The following is a 14,868-nucleotide window of genomic DNA, read 5'->3' as shown; positions in this document are numbered from 1 at the left end:
TGAAGCGCGCGAGCCCGCGCGCGGACGAGGAGGGAATCCGATGCGAACGACGTCGCCGATTCGGCTGGCGGCGCTGCTGGTTTGCCTGGCGGCGCTGTTGGCCGCCGGCCGCTACGGTCCGATCGCGCCTTATGTACAAGCCGTAAAAAGCGACAAAACCGCCTCCATCGCGTTTGGCGGGCTGGAGAAGACCGACGCGGGACCTGCGGATCTTGCGGAATGGATAAAAGCGGAAGCGCCGAAACTCGCGATACCGCCGGTCGACGCGAAAATCGACCGGGTGTGGAAAGCGATCCCCGGCTACAACGGCCGGGAAGTGGACATCGACGCCACGCTGGCGCGGGCGAAAGAGCTTGGACTCGGTCCGGGCGGGGAGCCGGGCCGATTTCCGTGGGTGTTCCGCGAACTTGAGCCCGCGGTGCAATTGGATCAATTGGAGCCGGCTCCCGTCTATCGCGGAAATCCGAACAAGCCGATGGTCGGTTTGATGATCAACGTCGCCTGGGGCGACGAATATTTGCCTTCGATGTTAAAGACGCTTGCGGACGAAAAGGCGAAAGCGACGTTTTTTTTCGACGGCACCTGGCTGAGCAAAAATCTCGACAAAGCCCGGGAAATCGTGAAAGCGGGCCACGAGGCGTCCAACCATGCGTATACCCATCCGAACATGAGCCGGCTTGGCGCCGAGCGCCAACGAAGCGAGATTGCGAAGACGGAGGCGCTGCTGAGAGACGGGCTCGGGACGAGCAATAAATGGTTTGCGCCGCCGTCGGGCGACTTTAACGAGCTGACCGTGCGAACGGCATCCGGGCTGGGACTTCGAACGGTGCTGTGGACGCTCGATACGATCGACTGGAAAAAGCCCCCCGCCTCCGGGGTCGTGGCCAAAGTTTCCGCCCAGGCGGAGCCCGGAACGCTTATTCTCATGCATCCGACTTCGACGACGGAGCAGGCGCTCGCGGGCATCATCCGCGCCGTTCGCGAAAAGGGGCTGGAGCCGGGCACGGTGACGGATACGCTCTCGTCGGCGCGAACGGAAGACCGTCCGGCCGCATAGGCGCGGCGATTGGCCGGCTTTTGTTCGCGTCGTTCGGCAGGCGTCTCGTTTGGCCGCGTGTCGGATTCTCCCGTCCGCGCGGTTGAGACGCTTGTCGATATTTGGTATAGTGTTACTACTGATCAGTAGGGGGAGAATGGGTGAACAAATATCAATTAAAAAACGGCCTGCGCGTCATGATCGAATCGATTCCGACCAGCCGTTCCGTCGCTTTCGGAATTTGGGTCCGGACCGGTTCCCGCAATGAAACGCCGGACAACAACGGGATCTCCCACTTTATCGAACATATGCTGTTCAAAGGCACGGAACGTTTTTCCGCCAAGGAAATCGCGGACCGGTTCGACGGCATCGGCGGCAACGTCAATGCGTTTACGTCCAAGGAATATACGTGCTACTACGCCAAAGTGTTGGACCAGCACTTGCCGATCGCGGTCGACGTGCTGTCGGATATGTTTTTCAGGTCGCAGATGGCGGACGAAGAGCTCGCCAAGGAAAAGAACGTCATCCTCGAAGAAATTTCGATGTACGAAGACACGCCCGACGATACGGTGCACGATTTGGCTTCCCGGGCCTCCTTCGGCGACCATCCGCTCGCCTACCCGATTTTGGGCACGGCCGAGCTGCTGAACGCGATGGGGCCGCAAGATCTTCGCGGCTATATGAAGGATCGTTACCGGATCGAGAATACGGTCGTCAGCCTTGCGGGCAACGTCAATGAAAGCGTGCTGGAGCTGCTCGAGAAGCATTTCGGGCATTTCGACGTTCGCGGCTCCGACGCCGCGCTGCAAGCGCCGAAATTTCGTTCCGACGCGTTGTTTCATAAGAAGAAAACCGAGCAAAATCATCTCTGCCTGACGTTTCCGGGCTGCGCGATCGACGATCCGAAGCTTTATGCCATGATTCTGCTCAATAATTCGATCGGCGGCGGCATGAGCTCCAGGCTGTTCCAGGAAATCCGGGAAAAGCGCGGCCTCGCATATTCGGTTTACTCTTACCATACGTCCTATGCGGACAGCGGCCTGCTGACGGTATACGCGGGCACCGCGCCCAAGCAGACGCGGGACGTCTACGATTTGACGATGGAGATGCTCCAGGAGCTGAGAGACAAGGGCCTGACCGAGGCGGAGGTTGTCCGGGGCAAGGAACAGCTTAAAGGGAATCTCATTTTGAGCCTGGAAAGCACGAGCAGCCTGATGAACCGCATCGGGAAAAACGAGCTCATGCTGGGAAGGCATTTCACGCTCGACGAAATGCTCGAACGCATCGATTCGATTTCGATGGAAGACGTTAAAGGCATGCTGGAAAAAGTAATGGCGGAACCTTGTTCGATCGCGCTGGTCGGCGGACAGGAGAAAGCGCTTGAAGGAATCGGGAGGGAATTCATTGTATCCAGTACAGTTGAAGCGGCTGCCGGGGAATGAAGACATCGCGCTCCCGCAAAAAATGTCCGAATGGGCGGCGGGGTTCGATCTTCACGCGGCCGTAACCGAGCCGGTCGTTCTCGGGCCGGGAGAGCGGGCTTTGATCCCGACGGGCTTTGCGATGGCGATGCCCCGCGAATTGGAGGCCCAGGTGCGGCCCCGCAGCGGGCTGGCCTACAAACACGGCATTACGTGCCTCAATTCGCCGGGCACGATCGACGCGGATTACCGGGGCGAAGTGAAGGTGCTGCTGATCAACCTCGGCCGGGAACCGTTCGCGATCAACCGCGGCGAGCGCATCGCGCAAATGGTGTTTCAAACGGTGCCGCAAGTGCGGTTTGCCGAAGTGGAGGAGCTTTCCGAAACGGTGCGGGGAGCGGGCGGCTTCGGCCACACCGGGACGTAAAGCGCAAGTGGCGTTCACCTCGAAAGAGAACGGCCGGAACGGCCGCTCATTTTCCGAAAAGCGAGTTTGCGGACAATGAAGCGGCCGGTTCCGGCCGTTTTTTCGCTTCTTTTTATTTCCCGCGCACCAACTGCATCCGGTACACGTATTCGAACAGGAATTCGAACGCTTCGAGATGCTTTTTCGCTTCGAAGGCGTCGCGTCCCCACGCGTAAATGCCGTGCTTGCGCAGCAGGATGCCGGGAATGCGCGGGTCGAGCCGCTCGGTCACTTCCGGCACGATGCTCGGGATGTGGGCGAAGTTGGAGACGATCGGCACGTCGATGACCGCTTCCTCGTCCCAAATGTTGAACGCCTTGATCAGCTCGACGCCTTCGACCGGGACGGCTTTGCGGTCCCAGAACAGCTCGGACACGATGCTGTTGAACACCGAATGGATATGAAAAATGGCGCCGGCGCCGGTCAGGCGGTAAATTTCGCAATGGATGAGCGTTTCCGCGGACGGCTTGAGCCGGGTTTCCTCGCACGGTTTGCCGGTCTGGTCGACCAGCAGGAAGTCCTCGGGGGTCGAGGCGGCTTTGTCCTTGCCGCTTGCGGTGACGGCGAACGTAAAGGCTTCCGGCGAGAAATCGCCGACGCGCATGGACAGGTTGCCGCTCGTGCCCGGGAACCAGCCGCGGGCGGCGAAATCGGACTTGACGACGGACAGCTCGCGGTAAACCCGCTGCTTGTCCTCCAGAAGAATCGGTTGCTTGGCAACTTCGCTCATCGTTTCCAGTCTCCTTGTTCCAAATGTGCCACAATGTCGTGAAAAGTTTCGAACGGGACGTGGGGGAGCCCCAGCTCGCGGCATTTTTCCGTCAGGTGCGAACGCGAGTAGACGAGATCGGCCAGCTTCGCGCCGGGAAAATCCGTGACGCTGTCGCCGATCAGAATGCGCCGGTACTGTTCGCGCGGATAGCGGCGAATGATCGTCGTTTTGCACATGCCGCAGCCGCCGGCATTGTCGCAATCGTCATCGCACGGGTTCGGCCACGTAATCCGGATGCGTTCCCCGCTAAAATCGCTTCCGTTGCAAAAAATATGATCCCGCGGAATATCGAACGGCGCAAGCAGCGGATACACGAAAAAATCGATGCCGCCGCTCGTGACGAAAAATTCGACTCCGTTCTTTTCGCACCAAGCCAGCAGCTCCGGAAATCCGGGACGGATGCCGGCGTTTTCGAGAACGAACCGCGTCACTTCTTCCCGCATGGACGAGGGCAGCAGGGCGAACATTTCGCCGACGCCTTGGCGCACCTTTTTCCTTTCCGCGACGATGTCCTTCACGATCGGCTCCCAGCCGGGCGGGTCGAAATGCTTCATGATCGCGACGATGTTGTCGCTCATCGTGATCGTGCCGTCGAAGTCGCAAAACAGCACCGGAGGGCGTACGTCTGTCGCGCTCATGCGTGGCGGACCCCCCAACGCTCGATCGCGAGCCGCAGTTCTTCGCGGTCGGCCGCGTACGCTTCGAGAGACGCCCCGGCGGCGACCGCGTCGATCGCTTGCCGGAAGGCCCGTCCGCCGGCCGCGGCCCCTTGCGGATGGCCGTGAACGCCGCCGCCGGCGTTGACGACGACTTCTCCGCCGAAATCCCGGATGATGAGCGGCACGAGTCCCGGATGAATGCCCGCCGACGGAACCGGGAACGCCTTTTTAAGCGGCAGCGCGGGGTCGACGAGGGCTGCCTGGACGGCGAGATTTTCCTCCTTCGGCATGACGACGGAGCCGTAGGGCGAAGGGAAGAGCGACAGATCGGCGCCCGCGATCCGCGTCAGCTTGCCGAGCAGCAGCGGCGCGGCGATGCCGTAGTGGGGCGACGGATAAAACGCGCCGGCCATCGCCGGGTGAGCCGCGATCGGAACGGAGACGGCCGGATCGGCGGCCAGCTCGGCCAGCGCGTCGAAGCCGTAGGCGAGCACGTTGAACAGCAGGCCGCTTGCGCCCGCGCCGATCGCCTTCAGCGCGTTTTCCCGCAGCTTGAACGTCGGACCGGTCAAATTCGTAAAGTAAATCAGCTTTTGCCCGGTCGTTTTTTCCGCTTCCCGGGCCGCTTCGACGCACGTTTCGACGCGGCGTTCCAGAGGCGTGAGGGGATTTTCGAACAAAATTTCGTCGTCCTTGATCAAATCCACGCCGCCGAGCGCCTGCTGCAAAAACTGCTCGCGCAAATTCGGCAGGTCGTAGCCGATGACCGATTTGAAGATGCTCATGAGCAGCGGACGGTCGAACACGCCGAGCCGCTCGCGGACGCCTTCGATGCCGAATTTCGGACCGGCGAACGCGCCGAGGAAAGAGGCCGAAGGGGAGAGGTCGAGCAGCTTGATGCGTCCGTCCATCGACAGTTTGCCGAATGCGGTGACGAGCAGCGCCGGCAGATCGCGGCTGAAGTTCAATTCCGGGTACGCGATCGTAATGTCGGCGTAGCGCTCGCCGGGAGCGGCGTTGACCGGCTCGTGAGCGTCGATGGAAACGACTTTGCCCAGGTGCTTTTCCATTTTTTGCTTTGCAACTTCGGGAAGCTCGGTCCAGCTGCCGACGGTAAGGCCGACGGCGATGCCTTCCGCTTTTTTCGCGAAATCGGCTTTATCGTCGAACAGCCGGTATGTGGCCGTCGTGTAGGCTTGGTTTTCGCTCATCGTAGATCCCTGCTTTCTTCTCGTTCTTTATTTCCGGCTCAGCGAATCCTCGGCGATCGCTTGTCCCATTTCCGCCGCCCGCGCCGCGCAGCGGTCGAGCGCCCGGCCGACCGTCTCGACGAAGCCGAGGCGGTCCATCGTTTCGATCGCCGCCTGCGTCGTACCGTTCGGCGAGGTCACTTTCCGGCGCAAGTCGGCGGGGGATTCGCCGGTTTGCCGGACCATTTCGGCCGCGCCGCGAACCGTCTGCACGGTCAGCGCGTGCGCGGCTTCGGGCGACAGCCCCTGGGCGACGCCCGCCGCGATCATCGCCTCCATCATGTAATAGATGTAGGCGGGACCGCTTCCGGAAACGGCGGTGACCGTTTCCATCAGCCGCTCTTCGACGACCGTCGTCATGCCGACGGCGTCGAACATCGCAAGCGCCAGGGCGCGGCCTTCGGCGGCGACGGTTTCGGAGAAGCTGAGGCCGGTCGCGCCGAGGCCGATCGTGCTGGACGTGTTCGGCATCGTGCGAACGACGGGTTGGGGTCTGCCGAGCAGCAGCTGGATCGTTTCGATCGACAATCCCGCGATGACCGAAACGATCAGCTGATCCTCGCGCAGAAAGGATTTAAGGCCGAGCAAGGCTTCGGCCGCGTCTTTCGGCTTCATGCACAGCACGATGACGCCGGCTCCGGCGAGCGCCTGCCGCTTCTCGGCATCGGTTGCCGCGGGCCGAACCCCGTACAGCTGCCGCAGTTCGGCCAGGCGGGCCGCGTTTTGCCGGTTCAGGACGGTCATTCGTTCCGGGGACGCGGCCCCGGTAGCGGTAAGTCCCCGAACGATCGCTTCGGCCATCGAGCCGGCCCCGTAAAAGCATAAATCGACGTTCGCGAGAGGGGAGACGTTCCCTTGGCGTTGTTCGGACATTTGAAACACTCCAATTTTGCCGGCGGCCTTCAGCCTCAAGTTTTAAGTCTTCCGTCGTCACTTCGGCCGCCGTTATTTTTCATCTATTACTTGCGTATTTGACCGCTGCCGACGATTTTGAATTTCGTCGAGGTGAGGGCGGGCAGGCCCATCGGTCCGCGGGCATGCAGCTTCTGCGTGCTGATGCCGATTTCGGCGCCGAAGCCGAATTCGAACCCGTCCGTGAAGCGGGTGGACGCGTTGTGATACACGGCGGCCGCATCGACCTCCTGCAGGAAGCGCTCCGCATGTTCGGGCGTTTCCGTCACGATGCATTCGGAATGCTTCGTGCCGTATTTCCGGATATGCTCCAGCGCCTCATCCAAACGATCGACGATTTTGACGTTCAAAATGTAGTCGTTGTACTCGGTCGCGAAATCCTGCTCGGTTACGGCGTTCGCCCACGGCACGAGCTTGCGGACGCGATCGTCGCCGCGAAGCTCGACGCTGCTGCTCTTGAAGCTTTCGGCGAGGGCGGCCAAATGCGCCTCCGCGAATTCGCGGTGAACGAGCAGCGTCTCCATCGAGTTGCACACCGACGGGCGCTGCACCTTGGCGTTGAGCGCGATCGCTTCGGCCATCGCGGCCTTGGCCCCGGCGTCGATATACGTATGGCAAATGCCGGCTCCCGTCTCGATGACGGGCACGGTCGCGTTTTGCACGACGTTTTGGATCAGCGACGCGCCTCCGCGGGGGATGACGACGTCGAGCAGGCCGTTCAGCTTCAGCATTTCGTCGACGGAAGATCGGTTCGTGTCCTCGATCAGCTGCAGCGCTTCGGGAGGAACGGCCGTATCCGCGAGCGCCTTGCGGAGCGCTTCGACGATCGTCTTATTCGAGGAAATGGCCGCCGATCCGCCGCGCAGCACGACGGAGTTGCCGGTTTTCAGGCACAAACCCGCAGCATCGACCGTGACGTTGGGACGGGATTCGTAAACGATCCCGATGACGCCGAGCGGAACGCGGATTTTTTGAATGCGAAGCCCGTTCGGGCGTTCGATATGCTCCAGCTCGTCGCCGACCGGGTCCGGCAGCGCGACGACTTCGCGCAAGCCCTGCGCGATATCGGCGATCCGCTCCGGCGTCAGCTTCAGCCGGTCGAGCATGGAGGGAGCGGTGCCGTTTTCCCGGCCGCGGCGCAAATCCTCTTCGTTGGCCGCGAGAATGTCCGCTTCCGCGGCGATCAGCGCGTCGGCCATGCGCAGCAGGGCTTCGTTTTTTTGTTCGGTCGATAGTTTGTTCAACGTCGCGGCGGCGTCCTGCGCCAGTCCCGCTTTCGTTTTCACTTCGCTCATTCGGTTCGCCTCCTGTGGGAAATAGATCGTATCAAGTGCCTGATCATTGCTTGACGAGCGTCGTCACCCATTCGTCGCGGTGAACGACTTCGACCCGGGCGACTTCGACCCGTCGCAGCGCCTCTTCGCTGGACAGTCCTGCAACGGCGGTCAGCTGCCAGGCGTCGTAATTCGACACGCCGCGGCCGAGCGTTTTGCCTTCGGCGTTGGCCACCTCGACGACGTCTCCGGGGTGAAAATCCCCTTCGGCACGAAGCACGCCAGCCGGCAGCAGGCTGCTTCCCTTGTGCAGCAGGGTGGCGACGGCTCCGTCGTCGACGATGATGCGTCCTTGCGGGACGGACAAAAAGCCGATCCACTGCTTTTTGGCCGGGAGCGAGTGCAGCGAGCCCGCAAAGTAGGTGCCCCGGCCGGTTCCGCCCGCCGCCGCGGCCAAATCGCCCGGCTCGGTGACCCGGCCGATGAAGGTGGCGACGCCGCCGCCCATCGCGATGCGGGCGGCTTCGATTTTCGAGCGCATGCCGCCGGTGCCGACCGCCGAACCGGCGCCGCCCGCGATTTTGTACAAGTCCTCGGAGATGACTTCGACCCGTTCGATGCGCCTCGCCTCGGGATCCTTGCGCGGGTCGGCGGTGTACAGCCCTTCGATGTCGGTCAAAATATACAGGCTGTCGGCCTTCGCCAAATTCGCGACGAGCGCCGACAAGGAATCGTTATCCCCGAATTTGAATTCGTCGACCGCGACTGTGTCGTTTTCGTTGATGATCGGCACGACCCGCTGCCTGAGCAGCTCTTCGATCGTCCGATGCGCGTACCTGGAGCGGGAGCGGCTTGCGAAATCCGGCCGGGTGAGCAAGATTTGCGCGGCGGAAATGCCGTGCTCCTCGAACGCTTCCTGGTATGCTCTCATCAGCAGCGCCTGGCCGACGGCCGCGGCAGCTTGCTTCTCGTGAATCTGCTTGGGGCGGACGGCATAGCCGATCTGCCGGAAGCCCGCGGCGACCGCGCCCGAGGTGACGAGCAGCACCTGAACGCCTTGCTTGTGCAGGGCGGCCAATTCGCCGGCGTAAAACCGGACGCGTTCGCCGCTGAGGCCCCCTTCGCTCGTCGCCAGCGAGCTGCTGCCGATCTTGACGACGATCCGTTGCGTCATGGAAAACAGTCCTTTCGCTCATAGCTTTCTTTCATCGATGCCATCGCATGCCGGTCGGAAAAACAAAAAAACTTTCGCCCTGAACTAAAGGACGAAAGTTGCCTTCCGCGGTACCACCTTCATTGATGCCGCCTTCACGCGCAAGGCCGCATCCGCTTGGATTCCCCGTAACAGAGGGAACTGTCCGGCTCTTCGCCGGCCGCTCAGGGCTGGGGGAAGCGGGGGGCAAGGCGAATTCTCGCAGCCAGGCGAATTCGCTCTCTGGACAGGCCCGTTGACGCTTCGTTTCCCTTCGTTGCGTTTACCGATCCGTCGCCGCCAAAATGGCGGCTTGCTTGTGAAAATAGCATAGCACGAGCGGCGCCGGTTGTAAAGGAACCGTCAGCGGAAAAGCCGCAGCCGGCCGATCCGCCGCGCGGCTTCCTCGAGCCGCTCCTCGGAGGCGAGAAGGCCCAGCCGCACGTAGCCTTCACCGTGCGTTCCGAAGCCGATGCCGGGCGCGACGACGAGATCGGCCTCCTCGAGCAGCAGATCGGCGAACGACGCGGACGTGTAGCCTTCGGGCACCGGCAGCCAGCAGAAAAAGGAGCCGGCCGGCTTCGGCGCGTTCCAGCCGAATTCGGCGAGCGCGTCGTACAGCGCGTTCCGGCGCCGCTCGTACGTCCGCACGAGCGACGCGACGCAGTCCTGCGGACCGGTCAGCGCCGCCGCCGCCGCTTCCTGGATGCCGCCGAACAGGCTGCAGTAATAGTGGTCCTGAATGAGATTCAGCATTTCGATCACGTCGCGGTTGCCGAGGGCGAAGCCGACCCGCCAGCCGGCCATGTTGTACGTTTTGGACAGCGTGTAAAACTCGATGCCGACCTCCTTGGCGCCCGGCGTTTCGAGAAAGCTGACCGGCCGCTTGCCGTCGAAGCCGATGGCGCCGTAGGCAAAGTCGCTGGCGACGACGATGCCGTTTCTCTCGGCGAATCGGACCGTATCCTCATAGAACGATTTCGTCGCGGTCGCGGAAGTCGGATTGTTCGGGTAATTGAGGAACATCAGCTTGGCTTTGGTCAGCGCGTCCGCCGGAATCGCTTCGTAATCCGGCAAAAAGCCGTTTTGCGCGAGCAGCGGCATGAACGCCATCGTTCCGCCCGCAAGGGCGACGCCCGACCAGTAATCGGGATAGCCGGGGTCGGGAACGAGCGCGACGTCGCCGGGGTCGAGCAGGCATTGGCTGATTTCGATCAGGCCGGTTTTGCCGCCGAACAGCACCGCCACTTCGGTTTCGGGGTCCAGCTCGACGCCGTAATCGTCTTTGTAACGCTTCGCGATCGCTTCCTTTAAAAAGGCGAAGCCGCGAAACGGCGGATATTTGTGGTAGAGCGGATTGTCGGCAGCTTGCTTCAAGGCTTCGACAATGTGCGGAGGCGTCGGCATATCCGGATTGCCCTGCCCGAAATTGAGCACGTCGCGGCCGGTTGCGGCCCGGGCGTTCGCTTTCGCGACGAGCGCGGCGAAAAATTGCTTCGGCAGCTCTTGAATGCGCTGCGCCGGCGTTATCGTTTTGACCATGGGTTCTATTCACACTCCAGCTAAGTTGAGACCGATTTTCCACGTCGCGCGTTGCCCGGCATGTGATCTCGACATTTTATCATGATAAATAATGAACTTCCGGAAGACAAGCGGGACTGAAATCGCATATTTTAAAATGTAGCATACGGCCTGAAGTTAAAGCAATCGGAAAAGAAGGAATAAAGGCGCTTGCCGCCGGGCTTCGAATTGCGCTACGATGAATGCGTGCTGTGTTTGTTGCGTATTGCGATAATTGCGATAATTGCACGCTGCGAAAGTTGCGGTTCGTGGCAAATCGTCGCCATAGCCGCCATGAATGAACATCATACAGGAGGACTGCCGAATGAGCAGCAAAATGCGCGTCGCGCTTGTTCAAATGCATATAGAAGCGGGAAACCCCGACCGGAATTTCGAGCGCGCGGAGCGGATGCTCGCGCAGGCCGTAACCGCGGATCCGAAGCCGGACGTCCTGCTCGTTCCGGAAATGTGGAACACCGGGTATGCGCTCGATCGGATCGGCGAGCTGGCGGATCCGGAAGGGGCCCGCACGAAGGCGTTCGTATCCGCGTTCAGCCGCCAGCACGGCGTCAACGTGATTGCCGGATCGATCGCGAATCTCCGCGAAGGCGGGACGGACCGTTCCGGCCGCGTGACCAACACCGTCTACGTCTTCGACCGCAAGGGAGAAGTTACGGCGGAATATTCGAAAATCCATCTGTTTCAACTGATGGACGAGCATTTGCACCTGGAGGCGGGCGACCGGCCGGGACGATTCGAGCTGGAAGGGACCGCCGCGGCCGCGATGATCTGCTACGACATCCGCTTTCCGGAGCTGTCGAGAATGCTGGCGCTGGGCGGCGCGAAGGTGCTGTTCGTTCCGGCCGAATGGCCGCACCCGCGGCTCCACCATTGGCGGACGCTGCTGCAAGCGCGGGCGATCGAAAACCAGATGTACGTCGTCGCCTGCAATCGCGTCGGCAAAAGCGGGACGAGCGAGTTTTTCGGCCACTCCATGATTATCGACCCGTGGGGCGAGGTGATCGCCGAAGGCGGAGAGGACGAGACGATCGTGACGGCGGAGCTCGACCTGGCGCTTGTCGACGAAGTGAGGGGACGGATCCCGGTGTTTGCCGACCGCCGTCCCGCGCTGTACGAGTTTTGATTAGCCGCCGCCGGAGCCGCTCCTCCCGCTTTCGGCGCCCCCGATGACGCGGCGAATCGTCGAGATGAACGCCTCCGCGGCATTGGACAAATAGCGGCCCTTCCGATAGGCGATGACGAGCGTGCGCGTCGGCGCGCCCAGAAGCGGCACATACTTGGGCGCGAGTCCCTGTCCCGACTGGCGGGTAACCATCTCCGGCACGAACGCGATGCCGAGGCCGGCGGCGACGAGCGACTGCACGGTCTCGATATTGCCGCTTTCGAAGGCGATTTTCGGTTCGAACCCCGCTCCTCTGCACATGCGCAGCGAAATGTCCCGAAAGCCCTGCCCTTTTTTCAGCAGCACGAACGATTCCTCGCGCAGCTCTTCCACCGCGACGGGTTCGCCGGCGCGACGGGCGGCAAGGCGGTGTTCGGAAGGAACGGCGAGCAGAAGGCCTTCCTCCATGATCGGCTCGTACGTCAGCGCTTGCTCGACCAGCGGAAGCGACAGGACGCTGACGTCGGTCCCGCCGCTCGCGGTCAGCTGCTCGAGCTCCGCCGACGTTTCTTCGACGAGGGCGATTTCGATGTCCGGGTACGCGGCGCGAAAAGCGGGAATGACGAGCGGGAGCACGTGCGTTCCCGTCATCGGAAGGCTGCCGATGACGATCCGGCCTTTGCGCAAGTCCGCGATGTCTTCCATTTCGCGGCGCAGCTGCTCCGTCATATCGACGATCCGCTGCGCCTTGTCGACGAAGACGGAGCCGGCGTGGGTGAGCTCGACCGAGTTCGTGCTTCGCTTGAACAGCAGCACGCCGAGCTCCTTTTCCAGCTTGGACAGCTGCTGGCTGAGCGACGGCTGGGCGATGTGCAGCTTTTCGGCGGCGCGGGAAAAATTGCGCTCGGCCGCGATTTGAATGACGTACTGGAGCAAGCGGAATTCCATTTTCTTTCCTCCGGCGATCGAATAGTACCCATATTATAACATGGAACTATCAACCTTATAGATATTATATGTTGGAACAATGAGTGCCGCGGTGTTATGATAGAGTCATCTTAAACCTAATTGTTCACATAACGTTCACGAACAAGACCACGACGGGGTGAAAATCATGAGTAAAAAGACGATGTTCGAGAAAATTTGGGACAATCACGTCATCCACTCGGAAGAGGGGAAACCTAGCATTTTGTACATTGACCTGCATCTCGTGCACGAGGTGACGAGTCCGCAAGCGTTCGAAGGCTTGCGCATGAGCGGCCGCAAGGTTCGCCGTCCGGATCTGACGTTCGCGACGATGGATCACAACGTTCCGACCCGGGACCGTTTCAACATCAAGGATCCGATTTCCAAGCAGCAAGTCGACACGTTGACCAACAACTGCAAAGAGTTCGGAGTCAAGCTTTACGACCTGAACACGATCGACCAAGGCGTCGTGCACGTCATGGGGCCGGAACTGGGCCTCACGCATCCGGGCAAAACGATCGTCTGCGGCGACAGCCACACGTCGACCCACGGCGCGTTCGGCGCGCTCGCGTTCGGCATCGGGACGAGCGAAGTCGAGCACGTGCTGGCTACCCAGTGCTTGCAGCAGGCAAAGCCGAAGACGATGAAGGTTCGCTTTATCGGACAGCGTCCGACGGGCATTACGGCCAAAGACTTGATCCTCGGCCTCATCGCCAAATACGGCACCGATTTTGCGACCGGCTACGTCATCGAGTATACGGGCGAAGCGATTCGCGCCCTGTCGATGGAGGAGCGGATGACCGTCTGCAACATGTCCATCGAAGGCGGCGCCCGCGCCGGCCTGATCGCGCCGGACGAAACGACGTTCAACTACTTGCGCGGACGCGAGTACGCGCCGCAAGGCGAAGCGTTCGACCGCGCGGTCGAGCAATGGAAGCAGCTGGTCAGCGACGAAGGCGCCGAGTACGATGCGGTCGTCGATCTCGACGTCTCGACGCTCGTGCCGCAAGTTACGTGGGGAACGAGCCCCGGCATGGGTACCGGCATTACGTCGACCGTTCCTTACCCGGAACAGCTCCCGACGGAAAACGAACGCAAAGCCGCGGAAAAAGCATTGGAATACATGGACTTGAAACCGGGCACGCCGATGTCGGAAATCCCGATCGACTATGTGTTTATCGGTTCCTGCACGAACGGCCGGATCGAAGACCTGCGCGCCGCCGCGAAAGTTGCGAAAGGCTACAAAGTCAAGCCGACCGTGACCGCGATCGTCGTTCCCGGCTCCGGGCGCGTCAAACTGCAGGCCGAGAAGGAAGGTCTCGACAAGATCTTCATCGAAGCGGGCTTCGAATGGCGCGATGCGGGCTGCTCGATGTGTCTGGCGATGAACCCGGACGTGCTGAAGCCCGGACAGCGTTGCGCGTCGACTTCGAACCGCAACTTCGAAGGCCGCCAAGGCCGCGGCGGCCGGACGCACCTCGTTTCGCCGGAGATGGCGGCAGCGGCAGCGGTTACGGGCAAGTTCACCGACGTCCGCAATTGGAAATTCGAATCCGAAGTAACGGCTTAAGAAAGGGGCACGGACAGATGCAACCATTTGACAAATTGACGGGCCTTGTCGCCCCGGTCGATCGCGTGAACGTAGATACGGACGCCATCATCCCCAAACAATTTTTGAAACGGATCGAACGGAGCGGCTTCGGCCAGTTCCTGTTCTACGAATGGAGATTCGACGAACAGGGCGCCACGATTCCCGATTTCAGCCTGAACTTGCCGCGGTTCCAGGGCGCTTCCGTCCTGATCTCCCGCGCCAATTTCGGCTGCGGCTCCTCTCGGGAGCATGCGCCTTGGGCGATTCTCGATTACGGCTTCCGCGTCGTGATCGCGCCTTCGTTCGCCGATATTTTTTACAACAACTGCTTTAAAAACGGCATTCTTCCGATCAAGCTGAGCGAAGAGCAAGTCGAGGAACTGTTCCAAAAAACGAACGCCAAGGAAGGCTACTCCCTGACGGTCGATCTGGAGAACAAACGGATTTCCGACGAAGACGGGCTGGCCATTTCCTTCGACCTCGACGAGCATCGCCGCCAGTTCCTGCTCCAAGGGCTGGACGACATCGGGCTTACGCTTCAGCATGACGACAAAATCGCGGAGTACGAGATGCAGCATAAGGCGCGGCTTGCCAATACGTTTTAATCACTCATAGGCCCTCTGTTCCCGGTTCGGCAGAAATCGGG

The 14,868-nt window shown here is 61.1% G+C and carries 14 protein-coding genes; 6 read left to right on the top strand and 8 right to left on the bottom strand.

What is annotated here, in order from left to right; all coding sequences use genetic code 11:
- Positions 1 to 40 precede the first annotated feature (40 nt).
- From B7E11_RS24795 to dut, 3 genes are all read left to right on the top strand, one after another.
- Positions 41 to 1,057 carry a polysaccharide deacetylase family protein gene (locus B7E11_RS24795; protein ID WP_080839828.1) on the top strand — a complete coding sequence of 339 codons (1,017 nt, stop codon included), beginning with the start codon at positions 41 to 43 and terminating at the stop codon, positions 1,055 to 1,057.
- Between the two features lie 140 nt (positions 1,058 to 1,197).
- The gene (locus B7E11_RS24790; protein ID WP_080839826.1) at positions 1,198 to 2,478 is read left to right on the top strand and encodes a M16 family metallopeptidase; all 1,281 of its coding nucleotides are present in this window, start codon (positions 1,198 to 1,200) and stop codon (positions 2,476 to 2,478) included.
- A complete protein-coding gene (dut, locus tag B7E11_RS24785) occupies positions 2,441 to 2,884 on the top strand; it encodes a dUTP diphosphatase (RefSeq protein ID WP_080839824.1) in 444 nt (147 codons plus the stop codon). The genes B7E11_RS24790 and dut overlap by 38 nt, the downstream gene beginning before the upstream one ends.
- A 112-nt stretch (positions 2,885 to 2,996) precedes the next feature.
- On the opposite strand, the gene mtnB is transcribed toward dut, so the two are convergent.
- From mtnB to B7E11_RS24750, 7 genes are all read right to left on the bottom strand, one after another.
- A complete protein-coding gene (gene mtnB / locus B7E11_RS24780) occupies positions 2,997 to 3,653 on the bottom strand; it encodes a methylthioribulose 1-phosphate dehydratase (RefSeq protein ID WP_080839822.1) in 657 nt (218 codons plus the stop codon).
- Positions 3,650 to 4,333 carry a 2-hydroxy-3-keto-5-methylthiopentenyl-1-phosphate phosphatase gene (locus B7E11_RS24775; RefSeq protein WP_080839820.1) on the bottom strand — a complete coding sequence of 228 codons (684 nt, stop codon included), beginning with the start codon at positions 4,331 to 4,333 and terminating at the stop codon, positions 3,650 to 3,652. The genes mtnB and B7E11_RS24775 overlap by 4 nt, the downstream gene beginning before the upstream one ends.
- Positions 4,330 to 5,565 carry a 2,3-diketo-5-methylthiopentyl-1-phosphate enolase gene (locus tag B7E11_RS24770; RefSeq protein ID WP_080839818.1) on the bottom strand — a complete coding sequence of 412 codons (1,236 nt, stop codon included), beginning with the start codon at positions 5,563 to 5,565 and terminating at the stop codon, positions 4,330 to 4,332. Before B7E11_RS24770 ends, B7E11_RS24775 begins: the two co-directional genes overlap by 4 nt.
- 27 nt (positions 5,566 to 5,592) lie before the next feature.
- Positions 5,593 to 6,477, bottom strand: a complete 885-nt coding sequence (gene proC, locus B7E11_RS24765; RefSeq protein WP_080840998.1) for a pyrroline-5-carboxylate reductase — start codon at positions 6,475 to 6,477, stop codon at positions 5,593 to 5,595.
- An 86-nt stretch (positions 6,478 to 6,563) separates the two neighbouring features.
- Positions 6,564 to 7,811 carry a glutamate-5-semialdehyde dehydrogenase gene (locus B7E11_RS24760; protein WP_080839816.1) on the bottom strand — a complete coding sequence of 416 codons (1,248 nt, stop codon included), beginning with the start codon at positions 7,809 to 7,811 and terminating at the stop codon, positions 6,564 to 6,566.
- Between the two features lie 43 nt (positions 7,812 to 7,854).
- Positions 7,855 to 8,964: a glutamate 5-kinase gene (proB, locus tag B7E11_RS24755; RefSeq protein ID WP_080839814.1), complete on the bottom strand. Its 1,110-nt coding sequence runs from the start codon at positions 8,962 to 8,964 to the stop codon at positions 7,855 to 7,857.
- 381 nt (positions 8,965 to 9,345) lie between these two features.
- Positions 9,346 to 10,524 (bottom strand): pyridoxal phosphate-dependent aminotransferase, encoded by a 1,179-nt coding sequence (locus B7E11_RS24750; protein WP_080839812.1) that lies wholly within the window; start codon positions 10,522 to 10,524, stop codon positions 9,346 to 9,348.
- Between the two features lie 343 nt (positions 10,525 to 10,867).
- Between B7E11_RS24750 and B7E11_RS24745 the strand changes: the two genes are divergently transcribed.
- Positions 10,868 to 11,686, top strand: a complete 819-nt coding sequence (locus B7E11_RS24745) for a carbon-nitrogen family hydrolase (RefSeq protein WP_080839810.1) — start codon at positions 10,868 to 10,870, stop codon at positions 11,684 to 11,686.
- Here the strand turns inward: B7E11_RS24745 and B7E11_RS24740 are convergent, their stop codons facing one another.
- The gene (locus B7E11_RS24740) at positions 11,687 to 12,613 is read right to left on the bottom strand and encodes a LysR family transcriptional regulator (RefSeq protein WP_080839808.1); all 927 of its coding nucleotides are present in this window, start codon (positions 12,611 to 12,613) and stop codon (positions 11,687 to 11,689) included.
- A gap of 166 nt (positions 12,614 to 12,779) precedes the next feature.
- Between B7E11_RS24740 and leuC the strand changes: the two genes are divergently transcribed.
- Both leuC and leuD read left to right on the top strand, forming a co-directional pair.
- The gene (gene leuC / locus B7E11_RS24735; RefSeq protein WP_080839806.1) at positions 12,780 to 14,201 is read left to right on the top strand and encodes a 3-isopropylmalate dehydratase large subunit; all 1,422 of its coding nucleotides are present in this window, start codon (positions 12,780 to 12,782) and stop codon (positions 14,199 to 14,201) included.
- A 17-nt stretch (positions 14,202 to 14,218) separates the two neighbouring features.
- Positions 14,219 to 14,827 (top strand): 3-isopropylmalate dehydratase small subunit, encoded by a 609-nt coding sequence (gene leuD, locus B7E11_RS24730; RefSeq protein ID WP_080839804.1) that lies wholly within the window; start codon positions 14,219 to 14,221, stop codon positions 14,825 to 14,827.
- Positions 14,828 to 14,868 lie beyond the last annotated feature (41 nt).

Source organism: Cohnella massiliensis, assembly GCF_900169535.1.
Classification (GTDB): Bacteria; Bacillota; Bacilli; order Paenibacillales; family Paenibacillaceae; genus Cohnella; species Cohnella algarum.
The sequence above is the reverse complement of the archived record's forward strand: the minus strand, read 5'-3'. Positions and strand labels throughout refer to the sequence as shown.

Bases quoted from the DNA above. Each gene is read 5' to 3' on its own strand.
- leuD (WP_080839804.1), top strand. From the start codon at position 14,219: ATGCAACCATTTGACAAATTGACGGGCCTTGTCGCCCCGGTCGATCGC.
- B7E11_RS24795 (WP_080839828.1), top strand. From the start codon at position 41: ATGCGAACGACGTCGCCGATTCGGCTGGCGGCGCTGCTGGTTTGCCTG.
- B7E11_RS24760 (WP_080839816.1), bottom strand. From the start codon at position 7,811: ATGAGCGAAGTGAAAACGAAAGCGGGACTGGCGCAGGACGCCGCCGCG.
- B7E11_RS24775 (WP_080839820.1), bottom strand. From the start codon at position 4,333: ATGAGCGCGACAGACGTACGCCCTCCGGTGCTGTTTTGCGACTTCGAC.
- mtnB (WP_080839822.1), bottom strand. From the start codon at position 3,653: ATGAGCGAAGTTGCCAAGCAACCGATTCTTCTGGAGGACAAGCAGCGG.
- leuC (WP_080839806.1), top strand. From the start codon at position 12,780: ATGAGTAAAAAGACGATGTTCGAGAAAATTTGGGACAATCACGTCATC.
- B7E11_RS24770 (WP_080839818.1), bottom strand. From the start codon at position 5,565: ATGAGCGAAAACCAAGCCTACACGACGGCCACATACCGGCTGTTCGAC.
- B7E11_RS24745 (WP_080839810.1), top strand. From the start codon at position 10,868: ATGAGCAGCAAAATGCGCGTCGCGCTTGTTCAAATGCATATAGAAGCG.
- B7E11_RS24750 (WP_080839812.1), bottom strand. From the start codon at position 10,524: ATGGTCAAAACGATAACGCCGGCGCAGCGCATTCAAGAGCTGCCGAAG.
- proC (WP_080840998.1), bottom strand. From the start codon at position 6,477: ATGTCCGAACAACGCCAAGGGAACGTCTCCCCTCTCGCGAACGTCGAT.
- proB (WP_080839814.1), bottom strand. From the start codon at position 8,964: ATGACGCAACGGATCGTCGTCAAGATCGGCAGCAGCTCGCTGGCGACG.
- B7E11_RS24740 (WP_080839808.1), bottom strand. From the start codon at position 12,613: ATGGAATTCCGCTTGCTCCAGTACGTCATTCAAATCGCGGCCGAGCGC.